The following is a 10,706-nucleotide window of genomic DNA, read 5'->3' on the forward strand; positions in this document are numbered from 1 at the left end:
GTGCTGCTCATGTGGTCCTCGATTCGTATCGGGGGATGCTCACGGTGTGGTGCGCGGCGTGACGGACGTGCCGTTGATGACGGCGCGGAAGATCCAGGCCAGGCGCTGTTCGGGGCTGCCGGACATCAGGTCGCCGCCGAGCGCGGCGATGCGCGGGTGCGTGTCGGCGGTGACGCCGTGCAGTGCGGAGGCGAGGGCGTTGTGCTCGGCCTCGGCGGAGGCGTCGCGGTCGCGGGTGGCCTGCTCGGCCGCGGTGGCGGTGGCCACCTGCAGCAGCACGTCCACGCCCCAGGCCGCCTGCGCGTCGGGGACGCCGCCTTCGTGGAGCAGGGCGAGGATCGCCTCGACCAGGGACAGGTAGTTCGGGCCGCAGGGGCGGGCCGTCAGTGCGGCGCGCCCGAGGCTGGGGTGCGCGAACAGCACGTCCGTGTAGGACGTCAGGACGCCGGCGAGCCGGTCCCGCCAGTCGCCCTCCCCCGCCAGCGGGTTCAGGTCCACCGCGCCGAGGAGCTCCTCCAGGATGGCGGCGTGCAGCTCGGCCGTGTTGGCCACGTACACGTACAGCGAGGCCGGACCCGTGTCGAGCTCCTGCGCGAGCCGCCGCATCGTGACGCGCTGCAGTCCTTCGGCCCGCATCAGCCCGACGGCGGTGGCGATGATGCCGTCGTGGGTGAGCGCGGGCTTGGAGGGGCGCTCGCGGCGGCTGCGGGGCGCTGGGGTCGTCGGCGTCATGGTTCGAGCGTGACGAACATGTTCGTTACGAACAAGTTCGCAAGACCCTTGGTTCCGTCCCCCCGGCCGAGGTTCCCTTGATCGCCGTCGGGTCCGTAGGCTGGCCGCACATCAGACGGCAGTGGCGCTACGAGTGGACTGCCAGGACGTACCGGGCCGGCCCGGCCCGGCCCCGAGAGACGAAAGTCCCCCTGAACCAGTAGGAAGGCCAGCGGGTGAAGCTGGCGGCGGACGTCCGGCTGGGCGACGCGGTGACGGCGACCGGTGTCGCCGCCGGGACCCTGTCCCTGGCGGCGGGCACCGAGGGCACCGTCGAGCAGGTGGTCGAACACCAGCGGCAGGAGACCCACGAGGTCCGCGAGTACGCGCGCCTCAGCTCGCTCCTCGACGACTTCGGTCACGCCATGCCCCCGCAGAGCAGGACGCAGCTCGAAGAGCGGGTCGGCGCCCTGGAGCCCGCGTGGACCGCCTTCCACGCACAGGCGTTCCCGGTCACGGTGCGCGTCCGCCTCGACAACGGGTTCGTCCTGGACGACGCGCAAGTGGACGCCTTCACGCCCGCCTGACATCCGGGGCGACGCCCGGAGGCGCGCCGCCGAATTCGATCGAGCGGTGGACGCGGAACATCTCGCAGTAGGCCGCCTCCTCGCCGAACCGCTCCACCACCCGGTGGTGGACGTGCTGGCGGTGGGCGACCGCCCCCAGCTGCCGGAACACGTCCATGTCCAGCTGCCGCTGCGAGGTGAACGACTCCAGCGCCTTGACCTTGGCGTCCATCAGCTCCCGCGCGCCGACGAAGAACATCGTCGGCTCGAAGCCGGTGCTGTACGGGGAGCGGAAGTAGCACAGCCCCATGGCCTCCCGCAGGGCCACGGCGGTCACCTCGTCCCCCGTGACGGCGTGGTCGAGGTGCTGGTCCTGCGGGTGGTGCGTGTAGACGACGTCCGGGCGGGCCTCGTCGAAGACCGCGAACAGGTCGGCGTTGATCCTCCCCCGGTGCTCCACGAAGCGGGTGTCGGGGATGTCGGAGAAGGTGTACTCGTCGACCATCAGGACGGCGCCCGCGCTCAGGCATTCGTCCCGCCTCGGCCGTGTACCGTCCGCCTCCGCCGCCCCCGTCGTCAGGCAGTGCACGCGTACGCGCGCCCCCTGCTCGGCGTACCAGCGGATCCGCATGCCCATCGATATCTCGGCGTCGTCGGGGTGGGCGACGACGACCAGGACGCTCTTCATTTCCCTCCCAGTGGGTACAGCCGCGGCCGCTTCCCGGGACCGCCGCCGAGCAGGATGCTCCGCGCCTCGGGGCCGTGGTTGAACAGCAGGTCGAATGCGGTGAGTTCCGCCTGGAACGGCAGGTCCGCCGGATGCTGGGCCTGCGCGTAGCGGGGGTGGCGGTAGTCGAAGGCCCGTACGCGCACCCCCCGCGCCTCCATGACCTCGTACTCCGTCCTCCCCGGGTCCTCCCTGGAGGGGCGGCGCAGGTAGTGGTCCGGGCGTACGGGATGTGCGCAGGCGAGGTAGGTGACCGGGGAGGCCCGGCGGGAGGCGGGTACGGCGGCGGCCGCGCGGAGGGCCGCCTCCGCCAGCATCGTCCCCTTCGTGCCCGCGGCCGCGCCCACGAGGTCCGACCCGCGCAGGTAGGGCGTGGTGATGCCGAGGCCGCCGCGCACGAGGTGGGTCAGCGCGTCGCACAGGTCGATGAGGTGCGTCCAGGGCGCCGCGTACACCGCGCCCAGGGCCTCCTCGTAGTCGCCGAAGTAGGGGGTCGCCTTGTAGACCGACGCGATGCGGTCCCAGTGGGACGCCAGCACGGCCGCCGGGTCCGCCAGGGTCTTCTCCCGGATCGGGTCCCGGCCCGACCGCACCGGAAGGGTCAGCCATCGGCGGGCGCCCCCGTAGACGAACGCCTGGCGGTTCTGCCAGTCGGACCGGGCGAACTGGACGTGGTCGAGCGACACGAAGACGTCCGAGACCGCCATCTTGTAGAAGTAGTAGAGGTGCCGGTGGTACCCGGGCTGGTGTGCCGATACGCGCATGGAGGTCCCTCCCCGTTCTCAGGCCGTACGGGAGCGGCCGTACGCCGGTACGGCGACCGCCGTGAGCAGCAGTCCCCGGCCCGCCGTCCACCGGCCGCGCAGCACGTCGAGCGGCGAGGGCGGGAGGCGTGCCGTGAAGGTGCCGTCGCGCGCGAGGACGACGTCCGCCTGGAGGAAGCCCAGGGGACGGCCCGTCAGCGGATGCCAGGCCTTGTACACGGCCTCCTTCGCGCTGAACAGCAGGCGGTCCCAGGACACCGTGGGGTCCGCCTCCCGCAGCGCGGACAGCCGCCGCAGCTCGCCGGGCAGGGCGACCATGTCCAGGACGGCCGGCGGTACGGCCTCGTCCGGCTCGGCGTCGATGCCCAGGACCTGGTAGGCGGCGCTGCGGGCCACCGCGGCCGCCCGGTAGCCCGCGCAATGGGTCATGCTGCCGACGACGCCGGCGGGCCAGCGGGGCGCGCCGTGGGCGTCGGGCAGCACAGGGCCCGCCCGCTCGCCGAGGCGGACCAGGGCGTGGCGCGCGCACCAGCGCACCGTGGTGAACTCGCGGCGCCGCTTGCCGACGGCGTTGCGGACCACCTCGCACTCGCTGCGGTACAGGACCGCGTGCGCGGGGTCCTCGTACGCCTCCGTGACGGCGACGGGACGGGGCAGGACCCGGTCAAGCACGGGGCACCTCCCCCACCCCGGCGGGTCGCACCACGAAGGCGCTGTGCAGCAGGCGGCCGTCGAGGCCCTGCCAGCGGAACGCGGTCTCGGGGGCGCTGGGCCACCGCAGGTAGTGGAGGTTCCCGACCACTTCGAGGCTCCGCCCCTCCCCCTCCCGGAACGCGATCTTGGAGGACTGGCCGCCGTCGAGGTGGTAGGCGTGACGCGGGTCGACGCCCGACCGTCTGAGGTGACGGGCGGCCTCCAGCGGGGTCAGCCCCCGGAAGGAATCGGTCAGCGGCGCGCCGTCGAACAGGCGGAAGCAGAGCGTGCCGCCCCGCTGCCACAGCAGGGTGCGGGCGTAGCGCACCGGCCGGAACGGGGAGACGCCCAGGCTCGCGTCGTAGGCGGCGACCTCCCCGGCGGCCGCGTCGGCGGCGTTCGGGCCGGCGGAGAGTCCGCAGGCGAGGTCGTCCGCCGCGATGCCCGCGACGCCGGTCACCCGGATCTCGGTGCCCACGGCCAGGGGCCGGGCGAAGGCGGCCGCGACGCGCAGGACGTAGCTGCCGGTGAACAGGTCCGCCCCGCCGCCCGGATGGATGCTGCGGACGGTGTGGACGCCGGGTGCGGTGCGCGCCACGACGGCGTCCACGACACCGTCCTCCCGCGGGGTCGTGTTTCCCGCCCGGTCCACATGGCGGGTGAAGCCGGTGAGCGCGTTGTCGGCGTAGCGGATGGTGCAGTTGGCGGCGCCGAACACGGCGAGCGCGCCCCGGCGGACGGCGTCCGGGGCTCCGGGCTCCTTGGACCCGATCCAGGCGCGGACGCAGCCGCCCGCGCTCAGCGTCCCGGTCGCCGGCAGGGTGCGCAGGACCGGCCGTCCGCGGCGTACGAGGAAGGCGGGTTTGGTCACGGTCGGCAGGCTGACGATCTCCCCGCGGCGGACGCAGAAGTCCAGGCAGGGCTCGGCGGGCCGGTGGTCGGGTTCGTCGGAGATGAAGGAGAAGGAGCCGTTGACGGCCGCGACGCCGTCGGCCCCGCACCAGTCGCGCAGGGGCAGTCCGGCCGGGCCGGACACGGCCTCCACGTGCGCGTCCGCGAGGCGGACCCGCAGCGTGTGGACGTTGGCGAAGTCGCCTCCGCCCAGTTCGAGCGTCTCGTCCTGGAGGCCGACGCCGTGGGACAGGGGCCGGTGGGACGCCGTGACCCGTACGGCGAAGGGCCGCTGGTCGCGGGCGATCCCCTGGACGTCCCGCACCTCGTAGCCGCGGGCCCGCAGGGCCGCCAGGGCCCGTTCTTCCTCGTCGTGCAGGTGGCCGGGGGCGGAGAGCGTCATGCGGCACCGGCCATTCCGGCCGCCAGTTCGCCCGGCGTGAACGCGCCCCGGTCCAGCAGCCCGACCACCGCGTCCCGCAGCCGCGTGCGCGCGTCGGCCGGGAGTCCCAGGGCGTAGGGGACCGTCGCGTTGTCCAGCCGGTACAGGACCACCCCGGCGGCCACGGCCGCCAGCAGGCCCGCCTCGCGCCCCGGGGGCGGGCGGTCGGCGTGGTAGGCGCCGACGAGGGTGGCCGTCAGGGCGGGCAGCAGGCGCGGCCACGCCATGTGGTGGATCAGGAGATGGGCCAGCAGGTAGCCGACGTCGAAGAGGGGCCGGCCGCGGTGCACGTTGTCGAGGTCGCACACGGCGAACCGGCCTTCGGCCAGGCAGAAGTTCTTGGGCGCGAGGTCGCCCAGCACGAGCTGTTGCGGCTCCTGCGCGCGCAGCTCCTCGCACACCCGGTCCAGCGCGGGGTGTCCGCTGCCGCGCAGGGCGTAGCCGAAGACGTGGTCGCGGAACCACAGGTCGCCCTGGGAGCGGATGGCGACCCGTACGTCCCTGGTCGCCCCGTGGATCCGCCGCACGGCCGCGCCCAGGCGCAGGAGTTCGCCGTCGGTGGCGGGGCGCTCGCGCAGGTGGGCCTCGTACGGGCGCCGGTCGGGGAAGACGTCGGTCATGACCATCGCGTGGGCCCGCGGGCGGAACGCCAGGACGCGCGGGAACACGGCGGGCACGAGCGCCCCGTACACGTCGAGGGCCCGCCGCTCGTCGGCGATGTACGCCGGGTCCGTGCGCAGGGAGGGGATGCGGGCGAAGACGGCCGTGCGCACCTTCAGGACGACGGAGCCGTGCGCTCCCTCCACGCGGAACACGTGGCTGACGTTGCCGCCGGTCAGCCGTTCGACGGCGGTGACCGGGCCGACGTGGGCCCGGCAGTCGGCCAGTACGCCGGGCAGCTGGTCGCCGAGCAGGGCGGCGGGGCTGGGCAGGCCCGTGGCGGGGTCCTCCACCGCGGCCGCGCTCACAGCGACACGTCCATCAGATCGGGGGTGCTCCCGCCTCCCGGCCCGGCGTCCGGGCGCGGCGCCGCGCCCTCGTTCGGCCGGAAGTCCAGTCGGGCCACCGCCGGGCCGCCGGTCCACTGCTGGGCGGCCGACAGGTAGGCCCCGGCCATGAGGGTGGAGCCGCGCCGGTGGTCGACGAGCTCCGAGGACATCTCCTCGCGGCCGCGCAGACCGTTGACGTACTCCAGGAACTCCTGCACGGCGCGGCGCCGGGAGGAGGACTGGGTCGGCTCCTGGGGACCGGACGCGGTGACGGTGGACAGCGCGTCGTAGTCGAGCGTCTCGTACTTCTTCCAGCGCGGGTTGAAGCCGCTGTTGCGGAAGACGTGCACCTCGATGTGGCCCCGGCCGCCGATGCCGTAGGCGTCGCCGTCCTCCTCGTCCCCGTCGCCGGCCAGGGTCTGGAGCGAGTGGAAGTGGATCGCCTGGAAGGGGCCCTGCTGGAGGATGTGGCTCTCGTGCCGGACGCGGCCGTTGCCCTTGTAGAGGTTGGCGCGCGCCGGGGCGAACCGTCCGCGCTGGGAGAAGCCGTTGTGCACGAGGTTGATGCTGCCGAGGGTCATGGTCCGGCCGCCGCTCTTGTACGCCATGGAGACGAACGCGTCGACTTCGCCGAACGACTCGGTGGCGGTGAGCAGTTGGCTCTGCGTGTAGGGGTTGCCGGCCTCGAACTCGGGGAACAGCCGCGCGTAGTCGTCCAGGTCGAGCTGGGCGAGGAAGTCGCCGGGACGGCTGAAGTTGGCGTGCACCTCCACGCTGTCGAGCTCCTTGCCGGGTGTCTCGCCCGCCCGCAGCAGCCACGGCACGATGTCGAAGAAGTGGTAGCCGGAGTGGGCGCACTTGCCGTAGCCCTGGTCGAAGGAGTGGTAGGAGATGTCGATGAGCTCGTTGGGCATGCGCCACTGGCCGTCGCTGTGGAAGGACTGCACCGAGGTCAGCGGGCAGTTGGTCTCCTCCGCGATCTCGGCGATCAGCTCCCGCATGCGCAGGAAGGCCGGATGGTGGCGGCGCTGGCACTGTACGGCGACCAGGACTTCGGGGCGGGTGCGGCGCACGGCCTCGTAGCGGCCGAGGACCTCGTCGAAATCGGTGAGGATCGCCGAGGCGCGGTAGGGGTCGACGGAGCAGTTGGTGTGCACGCTCAGCGGTTTGTCGAGCAGCACGCTCAGACCGCGGCCGAGGGCCCAGTGCGTGTAGACCATGTGGAAGGCCGGCTCGGTGGAGACCACGACCGCGTCGATGGCGTGCTCGCGCACGAGGCGGTCGAGCGTGTCGCGCACCGGGGCGGGCAGGGTGCGGCAGGCCGGGTCGAAGGGGGCGATGAGGGTGACGGGCAACGGCTGTCCGGCGGCGGCCGCGTTGAAGGCCGCGATCTCATCGGCGGCGTGCTGGAGGTCGACGCCGATGACGGTGCCGACCAGGCCCGCCTCCCGGCCGGCCGTCAGCGTCGGCAGGTGGTTGCGGCGCGCGTGGGGACCTACGCCGACCACGAGGAGATTCTTCACGTTGCCTTCCCTGTTCCCTCTGACTCGCGCCGGGTGAGTTCCAGTCCGCGTATCTCCGCCAGGACCTGGCCGGCCGGGTCGGCCAGCGTCACGTTCAGGCGTTCGTCCCGCGTGTCGACGGCGGCCCAGCCCTCTCGGTGGCCCGCGCCGGGCGCGGTGTGGACCACGGCTTCGGTCAGGGCCGTGGGCAGGCCTCCCGTGCGGGCGCCCGGGTGGCCTGCCAGCGTCTGGAGGGCGAGGTCGAGCAGGCCGACGTCGAAGAAGGACGGGCCTCGCAGGTCGGCGGCCAGGGCTCCTTCGGTGCGCAGCCGGGCCAGCCGCAGGCCCCCGTGGCGTTCGCGCCGGCAGGAGAGGGTCCCGCGGAACGCCGGCCCGTACGTGATGCCCTGGGTGGCGAACTGTTCCGCGAGGCCGTCCAGGGGCACGGGCTCCGACTCCGGCAGGTCGGTCTCGATCAGCCGGGGCGGGGTCCGGTCCCCGGTCGGCGGGTGCACCGCGGCGCTCGCGTGCCGGAGGGTGACGGGGACCCGCCCGTGGTCGGGGCGCACCGGCGAGCTCTCCACGCTCACGCGCAGGCTGCCGTCGGACTCCCGCACCAGCGTGGTCCGCAGTTCTCTGGGCCGGTCGGGCGCCAGGACGAGCGGCTGGTGCATCCGCAGGTCCCGGAGGGAGAAGCCGCCGGGCCGGTCCAGGCAGGCGGCCGCGGCCTGGCACACCAGTTCGAGGAAGAAGGCCATGGGGACGCGGACGTTGCCGTCGACCCGGTGGTCGGCGAGGCCCGCGTCGAGCCCGGGCTGGTACGTCCACCTCGTCTCCCAGCGTTCCGGGCCGGTCTCGTGGCACAGGTCCACCAGCCTCCCCCTGCCCGCCCGGAGGGAACTCCACGGTGCCGTGGCACGGGTGACGGCGGTTTCGGGGGGCATGCCGCGGTAGCCCAGGGTGAGGCACGTGGGAACCCGGCTCGGGCTGCGCAGCAGTGCTCCGGCCCAGGCCAGGCCCTCGGACACCTTCATGAACGGGATGTCGCGGCCCTCCAGGGCGGCCCGGGAGGACGGGCGTACGGCCATCCCCACCTCGGCCCAGGCGGGCCAGGCGACCGAACGCACCCGTGCGGCGGGGAAGTCCGCCGCCAGCCGGTGCGCGGCGGTGGTGAGGAACTCGCTCGCCCCGGCGTAGTCGATCTGCCCCGGGTTGCCGTACGTTCCGGCCGCCGAGCCGAAGAGCATGATCAGGCGGGTCGCGTCGCCGAGCGCCGGGCTCAGGTTGTAGAGCCCGTCCGCCTTGACGGCGATCGTGCGCTCCCACGATTCCCGGGTCTTGCCGCACAGCGGCTTGCTGGTCTCCACACCCGCGCCGTGCAGCAGGGCCTGGACCGGGCCGCCGGCCCGGACGGTCTCCTCGGCGAAGCGGCGCGCCGCCGGGCCGTCGGTGACGTCGAGGCGCCGGTATTCGGCGCGGGCACCCAGGTCCCGTAGGTGCGTCACGGTCTGGAGGACTTCCAGGGAGCCGGCGATCCGCGCCCAGTGCCGTTCGAAGGCGGGCGGCAGCAGGGTCGGGTCGTCGCGGCGCATGGCCGCGAACTGGCGCCGCTTGTGCTCGCCGAGCGCTTCCGGCGACATGTGCAGGAGCTCGTCGCGGTCGCCGACGCCGAGGGCCGCCTTCACGTCCACCAGATCGGTGGTGCCGAGCAGCACGTAACGGCACGGCACTTCCTCGGCCATCATCCGTACGACCCGGGCCGTCACGCCCCGCGCGCCGCCGGTGGCCAGGACGGTGTCGCCCCGCTCCAGCGGCAGCCGCCCGTCCGCGCCCGGTACGTCGGAGGGCTGCTCGTAGGCCGGAACCAGCGTGGTGGTGTACGCGGCGGATCCGGCGAGCCCGAGTTCGGTGTGGCCGTACGTGGCGTCGGACGCGAGGTCCAGCAGCCGGTCGGCGGTGGCCCCGGGCGGCACGGACGCGCCGATGTCGAGGGCGACGGTCCGCACGGCCGGGAGCTCGACGTGCAGCGCGCGGGCGGTTGCGTGCAGCAGTCCGGCCAGCGCGTCGGCGGAGCGCGCGCCGGTCAGTCCGAAGCTTCCGTCGGCGCGGGTGACCACGGCGAAGCCGCCCGATCCGCGCTCCACCCAGCGCCGTCCGACCGCGGACAGGATGTGGAACAGCGTCCGTGCCACCCCGTGGACGTAAAGGCCCTCCTCGGGGCGGAAGCGCTGTTCGGGGCGGGCCCGGGCGGTGTAGCCGGGCAGGAAGAACACCCAGTCCGGGAGCGGTCCGGAGGTGAGGCGTCCGGCGAGTTCCCCGGCGCCGAGCAGCCGCCCGCGGTAGCGGGAGGCGTGAGCCCGCACGGTCTCGCGTACGGTCACGGCCTCGGCCTCGGCCCCCGCCGCGGCGAGCCGCTCCGCGATCTCGGCGGCGAGGCCCTCCCCGTCCGAGACCACGAGGACCCGACGGCCCGCGAGGTCGCGCCACGGGGCCCGCGACTCGACGCGGGCGCCGGGTGCGGTGGGCGGGACGGGTGAGGCGATGGGTATCAGTCCGAGCATGTCGCGGCCTCCATCGTGGTCAGGGCGCGGTCCGGTGCGGTGTCGGTCAGGCCGATCGCCCACAACTGGGCGGCCGCACGCCGTAGCTGGGCCGGTTCCCCGCCCTTGGGGTGCAGCAGGTGGACGCTCCGCACCCCCTCGGCCTCCGCGGGGAGGTTCTCCGTCACGAGCGAGGACAGGGCCCGCTTCGGGCCGGTCTCCACGAAGACGCGCGCGCCGCGGTCGTAGGCGTCACGGATCATGGTCTCGTAGTAGACGGGCAGGACGTACTGGTCGGCGAGGCTCGCGCGGATCCCGTCCGGCCGCGCGTCCCGCGGGTACGGGCGGGACGTTCGGGTCTCGTACACCGGGGCGCGGGGAGCGGAGAGCGGGACGCCGTCGAGGAACTCCCGGTACGCCGGGACGGCCTCCCGCAGCAGGGGCGAGTGGAAGGCGCGCTCGATGGGCAGCGCGCGGGCCTCGATCCGCTCTCCGGCGGCCCGGTCCAGGACCCGTGCCAGGGCGTCGGCCTCCCCGGCCAGGACGATCTGCCGCCGTCCGTTCCAGTTGGCGATCACGACGTCGGTGTCGTCCGGCCCGATCAGCCGGGCCCCTTCCGCCGGGGAGGTGAAGAGCACGGCCATGCCCTGCGGGGGCCCGCCGCGCGTGCGGCCGGCGATCACTCCGCGCCGGTGGGCGGTGCGCAGCGCGTCCTCGAAGGAGAGGGCCCCGGCGGCCGCCAGGGCGGACACCTCGCCGAAACTGTGCCCCAGGTGGAAGTCGCCCGGCACGCCGAGGGCGGTCAGCCAGTCGCCCAGTACGGTGCTCACCAGCAGCGTCGCGACCTGGCAGTGCTCGGTCCGCGACAGCCACCGCCCGGC

General features: G+C 74.1%; 10 protein-coding genes. 1 reads left to right on the forward strand and 9 read right to left on the reverse strand.

Features of this window, described 5'->3' with window-relative positions; all coding sequences use genetic code 11:
* Positions 1-39: 39 nt before the first annotated feature.
* Entirely contained in the window at positions 40-732 is a 693-nt protein-coding gene (locus tag ACFV0Q_RS31060) for a TetR/AcrR family transcriptional regulator (RefSeq protein ID WP_385009763.1), read from the reverse strand.
* 215 nt (positions 733-947) lie between these two features.
* Here ACFV0Q_RS31060 and ACFV0Q_RS31065 point away from each other — a divergent pair, with 215 nt between their 5' ends.
* Entirely contained in the window at positions 948-1,298 is a 351-nt protein-coding gene (locus ACFV0Q_RS31065) for a hypothetical protein (protein WP_385009765.1), read from the forward strand.
* Here the strand turns inward: ACFV0Q_RS31065 and ACFV0Q_RS31070 are convergent.
* The 8 genes from ACFV0Q_RS31070 to ACFV0Q_RS31105 all read right to left on the reverse strand — a co-directional run.
* A complete protein-coding gene (locus tag ACFV0Q_RS31070) occupies positions 1,285-1,965 on the reverse strand; it encodes a PIG-L deacetylase family protein (RefSeq protein ID WP_385009767.1) in 681 nt (226 codons plus the stop codon). The two genes, ACFV0Q_RS31065 and ACFV0Q_RS31070, sit on opposite strands and share 14 nt — an antisense overlap.
* A complete protein-coding gene (locus ACFV0Q_RS31075) occupies positions 1,962-2,768 on the reverse strand; it encodes a WbqC family protein (RefSeq protein WP_385009769.1) in 807 nt (268 codons plus the stop codon). Before ACFV0Q_RS31075 ends, ACFV0Q_RS31070 begins: the two co-directional genes overlap by 4 nt.
* Before the next feature lie 18 nt (positions 2,769-2,786).
* A complete protein-coding gene (locus ACFV0Q_RS31080; protein WP_385009771.1) occupies positions 2,787-3,440 on the reverse strand; it encodes a 4'-phosphopantetheinyl transferase in 654 nt (217 codons plus the stop codon).
* Complete coding sequence (locus tag ACFV0Q_RS31085) at positions 3,433-4,755, reverse strand: hypothetical protein (RefSeq protein ID WP_385009773.1); 1,323 nt, start codon at positions 4,753-4,755, stop codon at positions 3,433-3,435. The genes ACFV0Q_RS31080 and ACFV0Q_RS31085 overlap by 8 nt, the downstream gene beginning before the upstream one ends.
* Positions 4,752-5,762, reverse strand: a complete 1,011-nt coding sequence (locus ACFV0Q_RS31090; RefSeq protein WP_385009775.1) for a hypothetical protein — start codon at positions 5,760-5,762, stop codon at positions 4,752-4,754. Before ACFV0Q_RS31090 ends, ACFV0Q_RS31085 begins: the two co-directional genes overlap by 4 nt.
* Positions 5,759-7,306 carry a Gfo/Idh/MocA family protein gene (locus tag ACFV0Q_RS31095; RefSeq protein WP_385009777.1) on the reverse strand — a complete coding sequence of 516 codons (1,548 nt, stop codon included), beginning with the start codon at positions 7,304-7,306 and terminating at the stop codon, positions 5,759-5,761. The genes ACFV0Q_RS31090 and ACFV0Q_RS31095 overlap by 4 nt, the downstream gene beginning before the upstream one ends.
* On the reverse strand, positions 7,303-9,846 hold the full coding sequence (locus ACFV0Q_RS31100; protein WP_385009779.1) for an SDR family NAD(P)-dependent oxidoreductase: 2,544 nt from the start codon (positions 9,844-9,846) through the stop codon (positions 7,303-7,305). Before ACFV0Q_RS31100 ends, ACFV0Q_RS31095 begins: the two co-directional genes overlap by 4 nt.
* The coding region (locus ACFV0Q_RS31105) for an acyltransferase domain-containing protein (protein ID WP_385009781.1) at positions 9,834-10,706 on the reverse strand (873 nt) is incomplete at its 5' end. The genes ACFV0Q_RS31100 and ACFV0Q_RS31105, both read right to left, overlap by 13 nt.

The sequence above is a fragment of the Streptomyces sp. NPDC059564 genome (genome assembly GCF_042735575.1).
Taxonomy (GTDB): Bacteria; Actinomycetota; Actinomycetes; order Streptomycetales; family Streptomycetaceae; genus Streptomyces.

Excerpts from the sequence above, each read along its gene's own strand:
- ACFV0Q_RS31060 (WP_385009763.1), bottom strand. The coding sequence starts at position 732 with ATGACGCCGACGACCCCAGCGCCCCGCAGCCGCCGCGAGCGCCCCTCC.
- ACFV0Q_RS31070 (WP_385009767.1), bottom strand. The coding sequence starts at position 1,965 with ATGAAGAGCGTCCTGGTCGTCGTCGCCCACCCCGACGACGCCGAGATA.
- ACFV0Q_RS31075 (WP_385009769.1), bottom strand. The coding sequence starts at position 2,768 with ATGCGCGTATCGGCACACCAGCCCGGGTACCACCGGCACCTCTACTAC.
- ACFV0Q_RS31085 (WP_385009773.1), bottom strand. The coding sequence starts at position 4,755 with ATGACGCTCTCCGCCCCCGGCCACCTGCACGACGAGGAAGAACGGGCC.
- ACFV0Q_RS31100 (WP_385009779.1), bottom strand. The coding sequence starts at position 9,846 with ATGCTCGGACTGATACCCATCGCCTCACCCGTCCCGCCCACCGCACCC.